This is a genomic window from Paraburkholderia sp. RL17-337-BIB-A (assembly GCF_046025895.1).
Taxonomy (GTDB): domain Bacteria; phylum Pseudomonadota; class Gammaproteobacteria; order Burkholderiales; family Burkholderiaceae; genus Paraburkholderia; species Paraburkholderia fungorum_C.
The window spans coordinates 2,746,533-2,762,419 of record NZ_JARESY010000002.1; the positions used below are offsets into that span (position 1 = coordinate 2,746,533).

The 15,887-nt window shown below is 62.1% G+C and carries 14 protein-coding genes; 8 read left to right on the forward strand and 6 right to left on the reverse strand.

Annotated features, from left to right (window positions below; translation table 11 throughout):
- Nucleotides 1-27: 27 nt before the first annotated feature.
- Together P0D84_RS32985 and P0D84_RS32990 are read right to left on the reverse strand one after the other, a co-directional pair.
- On the reverse strand, nucleotides 28-1,329 hold the full coding sequence (locus P0D84_RS32985) for a type II toxin-antitoxin system HipA family toxin (RefSeq protein ID WP_408343627.1): 1,302 nt from the start codon (nucleotides 1,327-1,329) through the stop codon (nucleotides 28-30).
- Nucleotides 1,326-1,766 carry a helix-turn-helix domain-containing protein gene (locus P0D84_RS32990; RefSeq protein WP_408343629.1) on the reverse strand — a complete coding sequence of 147 codons (441 nt, stop codon included), beginning with the start codon at nucleotides 1,764-1,766 and terminating at the stop codon, nucleotides 1,326-1,328. Before P0D84_RS32990 ends, P0D84_RS32985 begins: the two co-directional genes overlap by 4 nt.
- 481 nt (nucleotides 1,767-2,247) lie before the next feature.
- Here P0D84_RS32990 and P0D84_RS32995 point away from each other — a divergent pair, with 481 nt between their 5' ends.
- Both P0D84_RS32995 and P0D84_RS33000 read left to right on the forward strand, forming a co-directional pair.
- Nucleotides 2,248-2,964: a PIG-L family deacetylase gene (locus P0D84_RS32995; RefSeq protein ID WP_408343631.1), complete on the forward strand. Its 717-nt coding sequence runs from the start codon at nucleotides 2,248-2,250 to the stop codon at nucleotides 2,962-2,964.
- Nucleotides 2,965-3,018: 54 nt separating this feature from the next.
- Nucleotides 3,019-3,171 (forward strand): hypothetical protein, encoded by a 153-nt coding sequence (locus tag P0D84_RS33000; protein WP_165614491.1) that lies wholly within the window; start codon nucleotides 3,019-3,021, stop codon nucleotides 3,169-3,171.
- A gap of 130 nt (nucleotides 3,172-3,301) precedes the next feature.
- Here the strand turns inward: P0D84_RS33000 and P0D84_RS33005 are convergent, their stop codons facing one another.
- Genes P0D84_RS33005 through aepX form a run of 3 tightly spaced genes read right to left on the reverse strand, consistent with a single transcriptional unit; the run spans nucleotide 3,302 to nucleotide 7,274 of the window.
- Complete coding sequence (locus P0D84_RS33005; protein ID WP_408343633.1) at nucleotides 3,302-4,369, reverse strand: 2-aminoethylphosphonate aminotransferase; 1,068 nt, start codon at nucleotides 4,367-4,369, stop codon at nucleotides 3,302-3,304.
- Between the two features lie 11 nt (nucleotides 4,370-4,380).
- A complete protein-coding gene (aepY, locus tag P0D84_RS33010) occupies nucleotides 4,381-5,547 on the reverse strand; it encodes a phosphonopyruvate decarboxylase (protein WP_408343635.1) in 1,167 nt (388 codons plus the stop codon).
- Nucleotides 5,544-7,274, reverse strand: a complete 1,731-nt coding sequence (gene aepX, locus P0D84_RS33015; RefSeq protein ID WP_408343637.1) for a phosphoenolpyruvate mutase — start codon at nucleotides 7,272-7,274, stop codon at nucleotides 5,544-5,546. Before aepX ends, aepY begins: the two co-directional genes overlap by 4 nt.
- An 80-nt stretch (nucleotides 7,275-7,354) precedes the next feature.
- Here aepX and P0D84_RS33020 point away from each other — a divergent pair, with 80 nt between their 5' ends.
- The 5 genes from P0D84_RS33020 to P0D84_RS33040 all read left to right on the forward strand — a co-directional run bounded on the left by P0D84_RS33020 (nucleotide 7,355) and on the right by P0D84_RS33040 (nucleotide 13,899).
- Nucleotides 7,355-7,618, forward strand: coding sequence for a hypothetical protein (locus P0D84_RS33020; protein WP_408343639.1), 264 nt, complete (start codon nucleotides 7,355-7,357; stop codon nucleotides 7,616-7,618).
- Nucleotides 7,619-8,670: 1,052 nt separating this feature from the next.
- A complete protein-coding gene (locus tag P0D84_RS33025; protein WP_408343641.1) occupies nucleotides 8,671-10,212 on the forward strand; it encodes a methyl-accepting chemotaxis protein in 1,542 nt (513 codons plus the stop codon).
- Nucleotides 10,213-10,795: 583 nt separating this feature from the next.
- Entirely contained in the window at nucleotides 10,796-11,419 is a 624-nt protein-coding gene (locus P0D84_RS33030) for a trimeric intracellular cation channel family protein (RefSeq protein WP_408343643.1), read from the forward strand.
- A gap of 122 nt (nucleotides 11,420-11,541) precedes the next feature.
- On the forward strand, nucleotides 11,542-13,326 hold the full coding sequence (locus P0D84_RS33035; protein WP_408343645.1) for a peptidoglycan D,D-transpeptidase FtsI family protein: 1,785 nt from the start codon (nucleotides 11,542-11,544) through the stop codon (nucleotides 13,324-13,326).
- 315 nt (nucleotides 13,327-13,641) lie between these two features.
- Nucleotides 13,642-13,899, forward strand: a complete 258-nt coding sequence (locus tag P0D84_RS33040; protein WP_087753734.1) for a DUF2866 domain-containing protein — start codon at nucleotides 13,642-13,644, stop codon at nucleotides 13,897-13,899.
- A 22-nt stretch (nucleotides 13,900-13,921) separates the two neighbouring features.
- Here P0D84_RS33040 and P0D84_RS33045 read toward each other — a convergent pair whose 3' ends face one another.
- Nucleotides 13,922-14,560: a glutathione binding-like protein gene (locus P0D84_RS33045; RefSeq protein WP_408343648.1), complete on the reverse strand. Its 639-nt coding sequence runs from the start codon at nucleotides 14,558-14,560 to the stop codon at nucleotides 13,922-13,924.
- A 65-nt stretch (nucleotides 14,561-14,625) separates the two neighbouring features.
- Here P0D84_RS33045 and P0D84_RS33050 point away from each other — a divergent pair, with 65 nt between their 5' ends.
- Nucleotides 14,626-15,306 (forward strand): TetR/AcrR family transcriptional regulator, encoded by a 681-nt coding sequence (locus P0D84_RS33050; protein WP_408343650.1) that lies wholly within the window; start codon nucleotides 14,626-14,628, stop codon nucleotides 15,304-15,306.
- Nucleotides 15,307-15,887 lie beyond the last annotated feature (581 nt).

Sequence of the window (15,887 nt, forward strand, 5' to 3'; positions counted from 1 at the left end):
CCGCTCGAGGCGCGGCGCATCGTGTGCTCAGAGCAGCCTTGCCGCCACCTCCATTTGCTCGTTCTCGAACGCAGGTTCAAAAGCATCGAGGTCGCGGTCCGTCATACCAACCGGCGCGGACTTCGCGACACGTTTCCAGTCCTTGACTGCGCTGTAGACTTCGCCGAGAACACGCTTGGCGCCGTCGGCACCGAGCCTGAAGTAAGCGGCTTCGTTCACCACGGCCTCAATCGAGTCGACCGGGCCGTAGTCCTCATTCAGCCATAGCTTCAACTCGGGATCCTTATCCGGGAACGGGTTGATGTCGAACGCCGGCGCGAGCCGCCATTGCCCGTGCTCGACATGCAGGAAACCATGGTTCTGCACGTGATCGTCCACGTTGGTGATAAGCAAATTGAACACAAGTCGCCGCCACAGCTCCTCAAGGTCGCGCTTCGGGTCAGCGCAACGCGCGACGATGCAGTCAGCTATCTGGGTATAGGCGTGGTCGTCTTGCCGTGAGGCCTGAAGCATGGAACCCGCTGAGAGGTACGGAATCCGGCCTCCGTGCGCGACACGGTCAAACCGGCGCACGAGTGCCACCGGGACGTCTTCCGACATGACAATACGCGACGCCGCGACCGTGATACCCGCGGTCGCGGCTAGATGAAGAGCGAGAACTTCGCCGCGCGTCACGCTGCGGTCGTCCTTGATGCTCGGAAACTTGCCGATGGCCAGATGTCCATCTTCGTCAAAAACAGTGCACTTGGGTCGCATGCCGCCGAGAGATGTGCCGCGGCCGCGCAAGTACTTCAGATCCGCCTCCGTTTCCTTATTCATTTCGACAGCTCGCGTGGCGCCGATCAGTTGGGCCAGTTCGAGCAGCGGCGGCGTGCCGCGGCCGCCCTCTTCGAGGGTGCGCAGGTAGTTGCCGCCCTCGTCCACGAGTCGCAGTGCGCCGATGCGGCTCATGTCGTCGACACCCAGCAGGTAGTCCATCTCCGTGAGCCCGGCGCGCGGAACTTCCTCGCCTTTCTCCTGTGCCGACTTGCGACGCCTCGCGTGGTCACGCGCGATGACCCGGCATCCCCATCCATCAGGCTCGGTGTCCGCAAATGCGAAGGGAAAAATCGAGTCCTCTCTGGATGAAGGCTTGCGAAATTGATAACCGTCCACCAGCCGCAGGTCAGGCGAAATCTCGAAACCGTCTGCCGAAGTCAACCAGGCCTCGTGGTAGGCGAACGTTGAGCTTTCTCGTGCACCGTCCTTGTTGAAAGTCAGGACGCCGACCGGAAACGCGGCCTGCCCGAGTGCCACCTTGACGCTCTGCTGCAAAACCGGCCGCTTCATAGCGCCCCCGATTCGGGCGTGACGCGTTTTTTGCGAACGCGCTGCGGCAACTGCTGGTTCATAAGAGTCAGTCCGATGCCGTCAGCGGCGGTGTCGAGCAGCCCGTTGATTTTGTCCAACTCACCGAGCACTAGAAACGCTTGTGCAATGATTCCGATGGGGATGCGGTCGTCCCCCTGCTCCATGCGGCGCAGCGTGGCCACCGACGTCTGGATACGCTCAGCCAGCGATGCCTGAGTCAGCCTTCTACGGCGGCGCGCCAGTGCAAGGTCGGCACCCAGCTTCTTGAGCACTCTTGCGACGGGCGGCGGAAGCGGATGCCGCGAATGCTTAACGCTCACTTGTGAGCGTTTTTTCTGCTTTAACGTGTCCATAGGAGCGCTACGGCCCGTTCCGGTAATGGCGTCATTATCCGCGCGCGTCGATTGTCCGGTCAATAAATAATTCCGTAATCGCTCACATGTGAGCTGTTAAAGCATATTAGCGCTCACAGGTGAGCTGTAAAGCGCCTCCAGGTATTTTTTTAACTTGCAATATCTGAACAGATAGCGGGTCGCGCAAACAAGTCGGCACGGCCGCGCACCCCCAGCTTAACCACTCACATATGAGCGCTTAAGCTAATTAACCAATCACCCATAAGCGGTTAAGTGCAGAGGAAGCATACCGTCATGCACCCATCAGCACGCTCGCAGAAGGTGAGCAAGTTCGGGAGCCGCAGAATGCTGGACGGTGAGCCTCTACGGGACGTTTCTGCACAATCCACCCACCCAGGCATACCGCTTGCGCGCCTCACATCGGCCGCGCAAGCCGCGCCAATTCCGCCTAAGCTGATGTGACGCCGCAAATCCAGCAAGCCTGTCGCGCGCCACATTGAAGCGTTGAATGCGGTCCGCGCGTTTCGAAACCATCACCCGTCCCATGAGCGAAACCACTCCACGCCTTTTCATCGTGTCGCCCCATTTCGACGACGCCGTCTTCAGTTGCGGCGCGTTACTCGCCGCGCATCCTGACGCCGCGGTCTGCACGGTGTTCGCCGCGCCGCCCGAGCAGGAGATGTATACCGAATGGGATGAAAAGTCGGGTTTCACGAGCGCCCATCAGGCCATCCGCGCCCGCACGCTCGAAGACAACCTCGCGCTTGAGGTGCTCGACGCGATTCCGCTACGTATGCCGTTTCGCGACGGCCAATACTTCGACTCACCGTCGATCAGCAAGCTGGCGGCGGCGCTCGAAGAAACTATCTACCGCACCACGGCCAACACGCTGCTGATGCCGCTCGGACTGCATCACGACGACCACGCGCTGGTGTTCGAAGCCTGCTGCGAAATCCTGCCGCGCCTGTCGCATCTCACGTGGTTCGCTTACGAGGACGCGATTCACCGCCGCACGCCCGGTGTCGTGCAGGCGCGGCTTGCCGACCTGGCGCAACGCGGCGTCGTGGCGACACCGGCGTATCCGAGCGCGGGCCACACGATCGACCCGCCACGCCGCGCGCAGCTCAAATGGGAGGCGGTCAACGCCTACGCAAGCCAGCTGCGCGCTTTCGGCGCCGGCAATTACGATGACATTTTCGCCGCCGAACGTTACTGGCAATTGAGCGTAGGCCGCCGCGCGAAAAAAGTAAGGGCCGCGTAATGTGCTGGATCGACTACGCTTGATTCAGCCGCTTCTCAACCAGAAGGTGATGCAATGAGCTACGACATGCATACCAGTCCGATTCCCGATCCGAACGCCGACCCGAACCGCGACCCGGAAGCCGACCCACTGGTGCCGCCATCGCCGGGTCATCACACCGAGGAGCCGCAGCGGCCCGATGGACCGCCGGACAAAGACCCGGTGTGAACGCGGGCGGCGTGGCAAATGGAGGGCATGCGCGCGGAACGCCGGCGCCCGTGAGTTAAGGCGGCGGCGTGCGTGGACAAGCGCATCGGTTCGCTAAAAAGCCCCGCAGCAAACCGGCGCGGCGCGCGCTTTAGCGCGTCAGCTCGGTAAAGCCTTGCAAGAGACGGTCGATGTCGGTGGCGTGGATGTTGCCCATCGTCGAGATGCGGAACAGTTCGGCCGACAAGCCGCCTTGACCGGCATAGATGACGAAACCGCGCGCCTTCAGCGCGTCGTGCAGTTGCGGATACGCCACGCCGTCCGGCAAGCGATACGCGCGCAGCACCACTGACGACTGCTCCGGCGCCAACACACTGCCGATGCCCCGCTCCGCCAGGCCCGCGCGAGCCTGCTCGGCGAGCGCGGCATAACGCGCATGGCGCGCTTGCCAACCGCCTTCGTCGGCGAGTTCGCGCAGCGCTTCGACCAGCGCGTAGTACGCATGAACCGACGGCGTGAACGGCGTATTGCGCTGATCCTGCAAACGCGCGAGGCGCCCGAGGTCCAGGTAATACGTGCGGCTCGCCGCCTGCGCGAGCGCCGCGCGCCGCACCAGCACGAACGACGCGCCGGGCACGCCATGCAGACACTTGTTCGCGGTCGCCGCGACGGCGTCGAGACTGGCGTCGGCGAAATCGATCGCTTCGGCGCCGAAGCTGCTGACGCCATCCACCAGCAGACGCAGACCGCGTTCGCGGCACAGCGCGCCGAGCGCCTGCAGATCGTTCAGACGACCTGTCGTGGTTTCGTGATGAATCACGGCGACGTGGGTGAACGCTTTGTCCGCGTCGAGGCGTTCGACGAGCTTCGCGAGATCCGGCGCCTGCATCCAGTCGTGTTTCAGCGACTCATGCGCGATACCGTATTGCGTGGCGATCTGCGAAATCCGCTCGCCGTACACGCCATTTTCGACGACCAGCAGCTTGCCGTTTTGCGGCACCAGCGCGGCGGTCATGCTTTCAACGGCCGCGGTGCCCGAGCCGGTCATCAAGACCGCTTGCCATTCATTTGCGTCGAGGCCGTACAGATCGACCAAACGGGTGCGCGCCTCTTCCTGCAAGTCGAAAAATTCGCTTTCGCGATGGCACAGATCCGTCTGCAACAGGCTGTTGCGGACGCGTTCGGTGAGCGTCACCGGGCCGGGATTGAGCAGCAACATCAGCGCACTCCTTAAGCGGCGCCGATGTGACGCATCAGGCGCGTCTTCACATCGGGCGGGGTGATAGTGGGACGCGGCAGGCCATCGGGCGTACCGCGGCGAATCGCCAGTCGCGCGAAGCGCGGGCCACGCGGCGACGGCGCGGCTTCGAACAACTCGTCGATTACGTTGACGTCGTCGCTTTCAACCGCCGACGCATAACCGCACGCCGCGGCGACACCCGCAAACGATACTTGCGGCGACACCGTCGCCTGACCGCCGGTCGAATCGTGCGCGCCGTTATCGAGCAGCACGTGCGTGAGATTCGACGGACCGTACGCGCCGAGCGTCGCGAAGGCGCCCATGCGCATCAGCGCGGCGCCGTCGCCGTCGAGCGCGACCACGTGCAGGTCAGGACGCACTAACGCAAGACCCAACGCGAACGGCGTCACGCAACCCATCGAGCCGACCATGTACAACTGGTTGGGACGGTCGTCGATTGCATAGAGTTCGCGGCCGCAAAATCCAGTCGACGCGAGCACCACCGTCGACTCGAGCGGCGTGTGCGCGATGACTTTCTGCAGCGCGTCGTGACGCGTTGCCAGTTCACTCGCCGCGACATCGTGGAATTGCGAATGCGGCGCGGCCGGCGCACGGCGCGTGAGCGTGCCGCTGTCTTTCAACTCATACGGCGCCACGCTGCCCTTTTGCATTACCAGCGCGTACGGACGGCCGGTTTCATCCATGTGAGCAATCGCGCGATCCAACGCCGGGCCAATCGCGTCGGCTTCGGTCGGGAAAGTCTCCCACGGAATTTCCATCGTCTCGAGCATGGCGGGCGTGACCGGGCCCATCAGCGCGTGCTGCGGTTCGTCCGCGACGCCGGGCTGCCCACGCCACGTGACGATCAGCAATTGCGGCAAACGGAAGGTCCACGTGAGCGAGGTCAACGGACTCACGGCATTGCCGAGGCCGGAGTTCTGCATCATCGTGATGCCGCGCCGGCCGTTCTTCGCGCCGAGTGTGACGCCCGCGATCAACGCGACCGCATCGCCTTCATTGGCGGCCGAGACGTAATGCAGCGACTCGTCCTGCAATACGTAGTTGATGAACGGCGTCAGATACGAGCACGGCACGCCTGCGTACCAGTCGAAGCCGCGTTCGCGCGCCGCCTCGACAAACTGTGCCGCCTCGATCATTGCGCGGCTCCGCTGGCTGCGTCCGCTTTGCCTGCGCCGCTATCGACCGCTGCCGCGAACGGCGCCTGCGCATGCGCGAAATCGCCGGCACGACGGAAGTCTTCCAGATCGTTCACCCCGCGCCAGTGACCATGCACGTATTGCACCTCGATCGCTTCGCCCGCTTCGATCAGCGCATTCAGCAGCGCGGGCATATCGAGCGAATCGAAATCCGGGCGCGCCTGCAGTTTGGCGATGACCGCTTGCAGACGCTCACGCCCTTCGCCACGTACATTCAGCAGACCCACCCAGCGGCCATGCGGCGTTTGCGAAGCGATCGCGGAGGTTGCCTCCTGCCCGCTCGACACATGACGCAGCGTGACCTTATTGCCGAACAGACCGCGATCGTCGGCTGCCGAACACCATGCGAAGTCGCGCACGCTGGCGTTTTCCGCGTCGGTCAGCGACGAATCGACCACGACGCTGAACGCTGCTTCGCTCTCGACCAGGTCGCGCAGAATGTAGCTACGGAACAGCAGATCGCCGTACGAGATGACGGTGTCGCCCGCAAGCTTGTCGACCGCACATGCTAGCGACGCCAGTTCGCCGGTTTGGGCGTGACGTTCGTTGACGACCAGCTTGATACCCGCCGTATCGATCGCATCGGCGCGATAACCGCCGACCACGGTGATGTCATTGACGCTCTGCTTCTTGAACGCATCGATGAGCCAGCGCAACAGCGGCTTGCCGGCGATCGGCAGCATGACTTTCGGACGGTCTTCCGTGACGGCTTCGAGGCCCTTGCCGCGGCTTGCCGCGAGCACGATGGCCGCACCGGCCACGCGTCCGCTCGACAGATAGCGGTCTTCGGCTTCCGAGTATTCGTCGGCGTCTTGCAGACGGAAGATTTCGTTGACCGCGGCGATGCTGTCTTCGACGTTGACGAGCGTTTCGCTCGAGTGAATTTCCTTGGCGACGGCCTGCATGGCCGAGGTCGCCGCGCGGATCAGATGATTCGCCCAGATGACCGTGCTGATGCCTGCCTCGCGGAACACTTCGGTGGGCGTGCTGTAGTACTTGGTCGGCACGATGACGAGCGGCCCGCGGCCGGCCCATTCGCGCGCGAACTCGAGGATTTCATCGGGGCGCGAGAGCTTGCTGTGAATCAGGATCGCGTCGGCGCCGGCTTGCCGATAGGCTTCCGCGCGACGCAGCGCTTCGTCCATGCCCCAGCCAGCGATGAGTGCTTCGACGCGGGCGACGATCGAGAAATTTTCATCCGACTGCGAGTCTTTACCGGCTTTGATCTTGCCGCAGAACTCGTCCATATCGGCGAGCGGCTGGGCTTCGCCGTTGATGAAGCTATTCGTTTTCGGGAATTGCTTGTCTTCGATACAGACGCCTGCGATGCCGCGTTGTTCGAGTTTGCGCACGAGGCGGCGTACGTTGTTGAAGTTACCGTAGCCGGTATCGCCATCGAGGAGGATGGGCAGATCGCTGGCGTCGGCCATGAATTCGAGGTTATCGACGACTTGCGTCCAGCTGGCTTCGTTGTTGTCGCGCACGCCGAATTGGGCGGAGATCGCGAGGCCCGAAGCCCAGATCGCCTTGAAGCCGGCTTCGCAGACGATACGGGCGGAGAGGCCGTTGTGGGCCTCCATCATGAATTCGAGTTCGTTGCTGACGAGCATCTGGCGCAGGCGTGCGCTGCGCGAAGCGGAGATGAATGCGGGTTCGCGGGCGTTCATTTTCTTTACTCCTGGTGGCGGGCTTATTGAGGCTCTTTTTTGCCCGGCGGGCGGCTGGAAAATGGCGACTATAACGGAAAATGTTTTTATTGGTTGTTGAGGGTTTGTTTGGGTTTTCTGATGTTGTTGTTAAGTGGGGAAATGTGTTGTTTTTTGCATTTCATGCAGGGGATTCTCTTTTTGGTGTTTTTTGGCGTTGTGTGGAGGAATGTGATTTGGGCCCTGCGGGGGCTTGGGTTTGGTGGGGTTTTGGTTTTATCTTTATTCGGGTGTCTTTTTTGGTTTTTTTATTGGTTTTGTTTATTTGGTTTTTTTGTATTTTATTGGTTCAGGCGGGGTTTTAATTAATTATGTTAGTGGTCTATTAGCGTTGCCCCTGTGTGCCTCGCGGTGTTGGCCTTTCCTTGAATCGATATTGGTCTATTAGCGTTGCCCCTGTGCGGGGCGGCACTTACTTTCTTTGCCGCCGCAAAGAAAGATAAGCAAAGAAAGCGGCTCACCCCGCCAGCTCATAAGCGGGTCCCCCGCACAGCTACGGTAGTGGTGCATCTGGAATCTGTGCCCTCGCACATTCAGCCCTGGTGACAAGGCAGTCATACTTCCCGTCTCGCACCGCGTGCTCGCCGGACGGGTTCATCACGGAAACCAATGGCTTCGTTTGGGCGTGGTGGGGCCGTCGGCTTCGCCTCGGCGAAAATGGCGCTACATAGGAAACCACGGGCCTTGTTTGCGGGTCGTGCGCACTATCGGCTTAGCCTCGCCGAGGCGCCTAGGACCCAACGGTTTTATGAACCGCCCTTCGCCGACGTGCCCAACACTCACGGATGTTGAAAGTACTCTGCGGCGATCCGCCCAAAACCATTGGTTTTATGAAGTGCCCTGCGGCGATCCACTCCAAAACCATTGGTTTTGTGAAGGACCCTTCGGCGCGCGCAGCGCCGCCGGAAGTATGACTGCTGTGCCACTCACGCCGAATGCGCGAGAACACGGATTCCAGATGGACCGCTACCGCGACTGTGCGGGGGACCCGCTTATGAGCTGGCGGGGTGAGCCGCTTTCTTTGCTTATCTTTCTTTGCGGCGGCAAAGAAAGTAAGTGCCGCCCCGCACAGGGGCGACGCTAATAGACCAATATCAATTCAAGGAAAGGCCAACACCATAGGCAAACAGCCAATAAGCACCAAGCAGGAAGAAATCTTCATTTAATCAGACAAATAAACACCGGGTTTCCCCTTCCCTGCAGAGCAAAGAAACAGCGCCGTAAACACAGTAAGCAGCAAGCCACCGCTACAAGCGAAAAAGCAAAAGAGTGAAAGAGTGAAAGAGTGAAAGAGTAAAAGCGCAACACCCTGCCCGCCCCCTCGCGAAAGCGAAAGTAAACAGCAAATCCCACCGCTATGACCCTGAACAAAAAACTAGCCTCAATGATCGCGGTCCTGTGGACCGGCCTGATCCTGATCGGCGGCTTCGGCGCATGGCAAAACCGCGCGTCGATGATCTCGGACCGCCGCGATCAGCTCACCTCGCTGATCGACCAGGCCAACCACATCGCCAACCGCTACTACACGCTAGCGCAACAACACACGATCACCGAAGACGACGCCAAAAAGCAGGCGCTGGAATCGCTCGCCGCCATGCGCTACGGCAAAGACGGCTACATCTCCGTCAACGACTCGCAGCCCGTCATGCTGATGCACCCAATCAAGCAGGACATGGTCGGCAAGAACCTGGCACAGTACACCGACCCGGCCGGTAACCATCTGTTCGTCGACATCGTCAACGCAGGCAATCACGACGGCGGCGGCTTCGTCGACTATCTGTGGTCCAAACCGGGCAGCGACAAACCCGTCGCCAAGACCAGCTTCGCCATGCACTTCGCGCCGTGGGACTGGTACATCGTCACCGGCATGTACATGGACGACGTGCAGCACGCGTTCTACGCTAATCTGCTGCGCTGGCTCGCCATCACCGTGACGCTCGGCGCAATCGCCACCATCGTCATGCTGCTGGTGTTGCGCAGCATCCGTCGCACGCTCGGCGGCAATCTCGAAGTCGCGGTCGAAGCTGCCCAACTAATGGCGCGCGGCAACCTCGCCACGCGCGTGCCGGTGCAAGCAAACGACACCGGCAGTCTGCTGCACGCGCTCCACACCATGCAGGCCGGTCTGGTCGATACGGTTTCGCGCGTGCGCCTCGGCACCGAAAACATCAATATCGGTGCAACCGAAATCGCCGCCGGCAACACGGATCTCTCGCAGCGCACCGAAGAACAGGCCGCGGCGCTCGTCGAAACGGCGTCGAGCATGGATCAGATGACGGTCAACGTGAAGCAGAACGCGGACAGCGCGCTGCAAGCGGCACAACTCGCCGGTCAGGCCGCGGATGTGGCCACGCGTGGCAGCCACGTCGTCGACGACGTGGTCCGCACAATGGGCGAAATCACCAGCAGCTCGCGGCAGATCGGCGACATCATCGGTGTGATCGACGGCATCGCGTTCCAGACCAACATCCTCGCACTGAACGCCGCCGTCGAAGCGGCGCGCGCGGGCGAACAGGGACGCGGCTTCGCAGTGGTCGCCGCGGAAGTGCGCAGCCTCGCGCAGCGCTCGGCCACGGCGGCGAAGGAAATCAAGGCGTTGATCGAGACGTCGACCCATTCCGTCGACGCCGGCGCGTCGCTGGTCGCCAATGCCGGTTCGACCATGGGCGAGATCGTGCAGTCGGTACGCCGCGTCAACGAAATCCTCGAGGAGATCAGCCACGCGTCGCGCGAACAGAGCGCGGGCATCGAACAGGTCAATCGCGCAGTCGGCGAAATGGATCAGGTCACGCAGCAGAATGCCGCGCTCGTCGAACAAGCCGCTGCCGCGGCCCATTCGCTGAAGGACCAGGTGGGCGTGCTGCGCGAGGCGATCTCGAGCTTCGCATTGCCGGCCTGAGGCCGCTAGCTGCTGCTGGGCAGGAACCTGAAGTCGCCGATGCGGCTCACGTTGAACGCTTTCATGTTCGCGTAGATCGCTGTCGGACGACTGAAGTAGAAGCCAATCAGCAGGCACGACACCGGACTTACCGCTGCCCAGCGGGACACCGGGAAAAGAAGGCAGTAAAAAGAAGGCGCTCGACAGGCAGAGAGCGCCTCTTTAACACGCCGCGTCGGAGTCGACGCATTAATCGAACGAAACAGCCGCGCGGATTTTCCAAGTACGCGCGGCTTTTTTTGGTGGCCGGTGTCCGCATCTGTGCAAGTGCGTGCGCCTGCGCCTGCACCTGCACTTACGTCTGCACCTGCACCTATGTCTGCGTCTGCCACGCCAGGACGAAGGCCCTCGCCATTCAGCGAACGCTTGCCACGCCCAATCCCGCAACCAGATTAAGCCGAATTTGGCGTCGCCGAATTCGGCTTAAGGCATTTTCATCAGCACGCGCCGCTTCCGATAATGGCCGCTTTCAAACGCGCGCCTCGCGGCAAGCTCCAGGCAGAGCCCTTCCTTTCGCGAGCGCCGCCATCCAGGGCCCGCTGTCATGTTGCTCCATCTCATCTACCTGCTTGCGATCGTCGCCGAAGCCATGTCCGGCGCATTGATGGGCATGCGCCGCGGCATGGATCGCTTCGGTCTGTGCCTCGTCGGCACCGTCACCGCGCTCGGCGGCGGCACGGTGCGCGACGTGTTGCTGGGCCACTATCCCCTTGCATGGATCTCGCATCCAGATTACGTTCTGATTACAATCGGGGCGGCGTCGAGTGCCGCGGCCAGCGCGAAATGGTTGCGCAACTGGCAACGGCTGTTCGTCACGGTCGACGCACTCGGCCTGATCGCGTTCACGGTCATCGGTTGCGATGTCGCCGCGACGCTCGACGTGAGTCCGACGATTGTCGTGCTGGCCGGCGCAATCACCGGCGTGTGCGGCGGCATGCTGCGCGACCTGCTGTGCAATCAGATGCCGCTCGTGCTGCGTGAGGAGCTGTACGCGAGCATCGCGCTCGGCGCGGGCGCGCTGTATGTCGCGCTGCAAGCCTGGGGCGTGAAGCCGGGGCCGGCCTCCATCGTGGTATTGGCCGGCGGCTTCGCGGTGCGCATGCTGGCCGTGCGGTTTCGTTGGCAACTCAAGGTATTCACCGCCGCCGATTCGGGCGGCGCAAGCTAATCCCGCTGCACGCCACGCGCGTGTGGCCTTCACTCGAGGAGCACGCTCGGCAGTCACGCGCAACCAGCCACCGGCATCACCGGTTCCAGCTCGCCACGCATCGCTGTTCGCTCACCGCACTCATGATCCAAAAGAAGAAGTCGCAGTCGCACGATCCGTACGCGCCCGTCGCGAAGAACCCGCTGCTGGCCGCGCGCCTGCCGATGTGGCGCTCGAAACTTGTCGTCCTGCTGGTGTTCGGCGCGTTCGTGTCGCTGGCGGGGCGCGCGTTCTGGGTGCAGGTGGTCAATCAGGACTTCTACGTCGATCAGGGGCAAAGACGCTATCAGCGCACCATCGAACTCGATGCGACGCGCGGGCGCATCGTCGATCGCAATGGTTCGATGCTCGCCGTCAGCCTTGCGACCTATGAGATCTGGGCCACGCCCAAGCTGCTCGACGAAGCCGCGTTCGCGCCGCTTTCCAGACTGCTCGACCTGCCGCTGGCGGAACTGCGCCGGCGTCTGAATGGCGACAAGACCTTCGTGCTGCTCAAGCGCCAGGTGGATGCCGACACCGCCGACCACCTCAACAAACTGGGCCTCGCCGGCATCACGCAGATCGCCGATTCGAAGCGCTTTTACCCGGAGGGCGAATCGGCGGCGCACGTGGTCGGCTTCACGGATATCGAGGACAACGGTCAGGAAGGCGTTGAGCTCGCCGCCAACGAGCAGCTGCTCGGCGTACCGGGCCAGCGCGAAGTGATCCGCGACCGGCTGGGCCGGGTGGTGTCCGAGACCCGTCCGCTCGTGCCTGCGCAAAACGGCGACACGATCCACCTGACGATCGACCGGCGCATTCAGCAGCTCGCCTACGCACAACTGAAGGACGCCATTGCCAAACATCACGCCGAAGCCGGCAGCGTGGTCGTGCTCGATGCGCGCAACGGCGAGATTCTCGCGCTCGCCAACTATCCGAGCTTCGATCCAAACGACCGCGCCCGTCTCACCGGGCGGCAACTGCGCAATCGCGCGGTGGTCGATACCTTCGAGCCGGGCTCGACCATCAAACCAGTCGTCGTCGCCCTCTCGATCGACGAGGGCAAGGTACGGCCACAAAGCGTCATCGATACCGCGCCGGGCTGGTACAAGATCGGCCCGGCCGTGATTCACGACACGTCGAATCATGGCGCGATGACTGTCGCCGAAGCCGTGCAGAAGTCGAGCAATATCGCACTCGCCAAACTCGCACTGAACCTGCCCGCCGAAAAGATCTGGAACAAGTATCAGGAATATGGACTTGGGTTGAGGCCCGAGCTGACCTTTCCGGGTGTCGCGTCGGGCAAGGTGCGCCCGTACAAACGCTGGCGCCCGATCGAACAGGCGACCATGGCGTATGGCTATGGCCTGTCCACTTCGTTGCTGCAGATCGCGCAGGTCTACACCGCCTATGCCGGGGACGGCACCATGCATCAGGTGAGCCTGTTGCGTAAAGAAACAAACGCGGACAGTAACCCGGCCACAAGCGCGTCCAAAGCCGCGGATAGAAACGCGGACGTTGGCACCGCGACGCAGGCCAGCGACAAGGGTCACGCGGTCACGACACCCGCCACCGCGCGCGCGATCCGCTCGATGCTCGAAATGGCGACCGGCCCTGGCGGCACGGGTCGCGCCGCAGCGGTGGAAGGCTATCGGATCGGCGGCAAAACCGGCACGGCGCGCAAACAGGTCGGATCGACTTACGCGAAAAACCGTTACCGCGCGCTATTTGTCGGCATGGCGCCGATGAGTGACCCGCGGCTGATCGTCGCCGTGATGATCGACGACCCCGCCGGCAAGGCATTTTATGGTGGGACGGTGGCCGGCCCGGTGTTTAGCGGGGTCACCGGCGGTGCATTGCAATTGCTGGGCGTGCCGCCGGATGCGTGAAACGAAAAGCCACTAGCGACGGTCAGCATGCCGCGTTATCGCGGCCCGCTTTCACCAATGCCTCGATGCGATTGCGGCCACTGTGTTTGGCCCGGTACATCACCCGTTCGCCTCTTCCATCGTGCGGCCTTGCGCGGCCGCGTCGGCCGGCGCGGACTTGAGCGCGATCTTAAGTTTGGCTTAATTCTTACCTGTAACTATGACGCACAACATCCCCTGTTGAGCCGCCAGAACATCGGCGGCGCTTTTTTTCTCGAGGGATGTCGCCGACGCGCCGATAGATGGACAGCATGCCTGCGAAGAAGGAGTCAAACGATGGTGGAAGACACGGTATTCGAGCATTTGCGTGCGATGCCCGGCAACGAATGGGTGCGCCAGATCCACTCGTGCAAGGTCTCAGACCCTTTGCAGCCTCCGTGGGGACGCTCGTACAGACTCGTCGAATGGACCATGAAGCACACCCCCGAATCGAGCCGCCGCGTGGTGCCTGCGGAAAGCACACCACTCGAAATCGCCCAGGCGGTCGTGTCACACATTCCGGGGCGCCGCTTCTGCCTGCACGGCGACGACTAATCGCGCAGCCAGTAACCTGTCCTCAACTTTTCGCGCGCCTCGCCACTTCTTCCTCAAACAAAGCGATTTCTTCCGCTGCGGCTTTGGCGACGCTCGGGCGCCGCATCAATCGCTTGTAGTACTCAGCAACTGTCGGCCATTGTGACAGATCGATGCCGCCATACGACGCCCAGTTCAGCACGGTGACCAGATAAGCGTCGCCCACGCTGAACCCATCGAGCAGATATTCGCTTTGCGCCAGATGATCTTGCAGAACGCCCAGCCGCAACGAGGCTTTGTCGCGCGCATAGCGCTTCACGTCTTCAGGCGCACGCGCATCGAGTAGCGGCACGAACACCGCCTTGTGCAACTCCGTGCTGATAAAACCCAACCATTGTTGCAGCCGCGCGCGCTGCGCCGTGCCCACGGCAGGCGCGAGCCGTGCGGCCGGATAACGATCGGCCACATAAGGCAGGATCGCGGTGTTTTCGCTCAACAGCCAGCCTTCGTCCGTACGCAGCACCGGCACCTGCCCGAGCGGACTGATTGGATAGAAGTCCGAGCCGTCCGACAACCGTTTCGACTTCGTGTCGACCTGAATGAACCCAGCCTGCGCTCCCGCCTCGTACAACGCGATTCGGGTGGCCAGCGAGCACGCGAGCGGCGAGAAGTACAGATCCATGAGGAATCCCCTGTCGTTGGTGTTTTTGTACTATTTTGCATATAAATCTCTTACGCCATATTTTTATGCCGACCAGTACAAAAAAAGAAACCCGCCCGCGTGGCCGCCCGCGTGCCTATGATTCCGACCAGGCGCTCGCCGATGCAAGAGACGTGTTCTGGCGTAGCGGCTACGCGGGCACCTCGCTGGATCAATTGAGCGCCGCGACCGGCATGAACCGCCCGAGCCTGTACGGCGCATTCGGCGACAAACATGCGTTGTATCTGGCCACGCTCGAACGTTATATCGAGGCGGGCCGGCTCGCGATGGTTCATGCGCTCAGTGAGGACCTGCCGTTGCCGCAGGCACTGCTGCGCGTTTATGACGGCGCACTCGCCTGGTACTTGCCCGCCGACGGCGATCCGCTCGGCTGCTTCATGATCGGCACCGCCGTGGTCGAAGCGGTGGATGACGCCGAGGTCCGTGCGGCGTTGGCCGAGGGACTGCGTACCTACGACGAGGCCTTCGAGAAACGCTTCAAGCTAGCGCAGGCCACTGGCGAACTGGCGGCCGATGCGCAAGCGCCTCTCCTCGCGAGGATCGCGTCGGCGATTTTGCACAGCCTCGCGTTGCGCGCCCGTGCGGGCGATTCGCGTGCGTCGTTGCGGGCGACAGCGGTCGCCGGGGTGGCATTGATATGCGGCAGTGCGGGCGCGTCACCTGGACCGGCAACGGGCAAAGCCACAGCGAAAGGACGTGGACGCTAGCCAGGCGGAAGGTATGTCCATCATGCTCACGCTCTCCTGAGCGTTGTAGCGCCCCTTTGCAGGGCTTGCGAGGCAAGCAACGCGCGCCAGGCGTTGACCTAAAAAGACGGGATATACTGTATGTATATACAGGTTCGACCTGAAGGTCGCTATCGCAACTGTCTTGCCGATAGTAACTGGACAAGACCTGCTGTTCTGCCAGCAGTAGCCTACTCGATCGTGCGTCGCTGGTAACAGCGGGGTGCGACGCATCGAGGACACCAACTGGGGCCGAAAGGCCAGGCCCGAGCCGCGAGGCAAAGGCGACACCTGCGAGCATCACGCGGGAGCCGGAAGGGCTCGGGTGGCATGGTTAACGGAAGTGAATTCTCGCAAGCGTCGTGAATACAGTCCAGCCAAAGATGCTGTCAGGCTGAGGGCAAAAGCTACGCGACCGGGTGCGGACAGTCTGTTATGGACGCACGCAGAACATCGTGTCGCCGGCGTAAAGAGGGAACCGTCGCCATCTTGTTGCAATAGCGGAACAGGGTAAGCCCATCCCGCCGCCCATCTGGGCAGGCCGACCGTGAGGAACGCTGTCG

Coding starts and splice junctions, on each gene's coding strand:
- P0D84_RS32985 (WP_408343627.1), bottom strand. CDS start 1,329: ATGAAGCGGCCGGTTTTGCAGCAGAGCGTCAAGGTGGCACTCGGGCAG.
- P0D84_RS32995 (WP_408343631.1), top strand. CDS start 2,248: ATGAGCGAAACCACTCCACGCCTTTTCATCGTGTCGCCCCATTTCGAC.
- P0D84_RS33000 (WP_165614491.1), top strand. CDS start 3,019: ATGAGCTACGACATGCATACCAGTCCGATTCCCGATCCGAACGCCGAC.
- P0D84_RS33005 (WP_408343633.1), bottom strand. CDS start 4,369: ATGTTGCTGCTCAATCCCGGCCCGGTGACGCTCACCGAACGCGTCCGC.
- aepY (WP_408343635.1), bottom strand. CDS start 5,547: ATGATCGAGGCGGCACAGTTTGTCGAGGCGGCGCGCGAACGCGGCTTC.
- aepX (WP_408343637.1), bottom strand. CDS start 7,274: ATGAACGCCCGCGAACCCGCATTCATCTCCGCTTCGCGCAGCGCACGC.
- P0D84_RS33020 (WP_408343639.1), top strand. CDS start 7,355: ATGTTTTTATTGGTTGTTGAGGGTTTGTTTGGGTTTTCTGATGTTGTT.
- P0D84_RS33025 (WP_408343641.1), top strand. CDS start 8,671: ATGACCCTGAACAAAAAACTAGCCTCAATGATCGCGGTCCTGTGGACC.
- P0D84_RS33030 (WP_408343643.1), top strand. CDS start 10,796: ATGTTGCTCCATCTCATCTACCTGCTTGCGATCGTCGCCGAAGCCATG.
- P0D84_RS33035 (WP_408343645.1), top strand. CDS start 11,542: ATGATCCAAAAGAAGAAGTCGCAGTCGCACGATCCGTACGCGCCCGTC.
- P0D84_RS33040 (WP_087753734.1), top strand. CDS start 13,642: ATGGTGGAAGACACGGTATTCGAGCATTTGCGTGCGATGCCCGGCAAC.
- P0D84_RS33045 (WP_408343648.1), bottom strand. CDS start 14,560: ATGGATCTGTACTTCTCGCCGCTCGCGTGCTCGCTGGCCACCCGAATC.
- P0D84_RS33050 (WP_408343650.1), top strand. CDS start 14,626: ATGCCGACCAGTACAAAAAAAGAAACCCGCCCGCGTGGCCGCCCGCGT.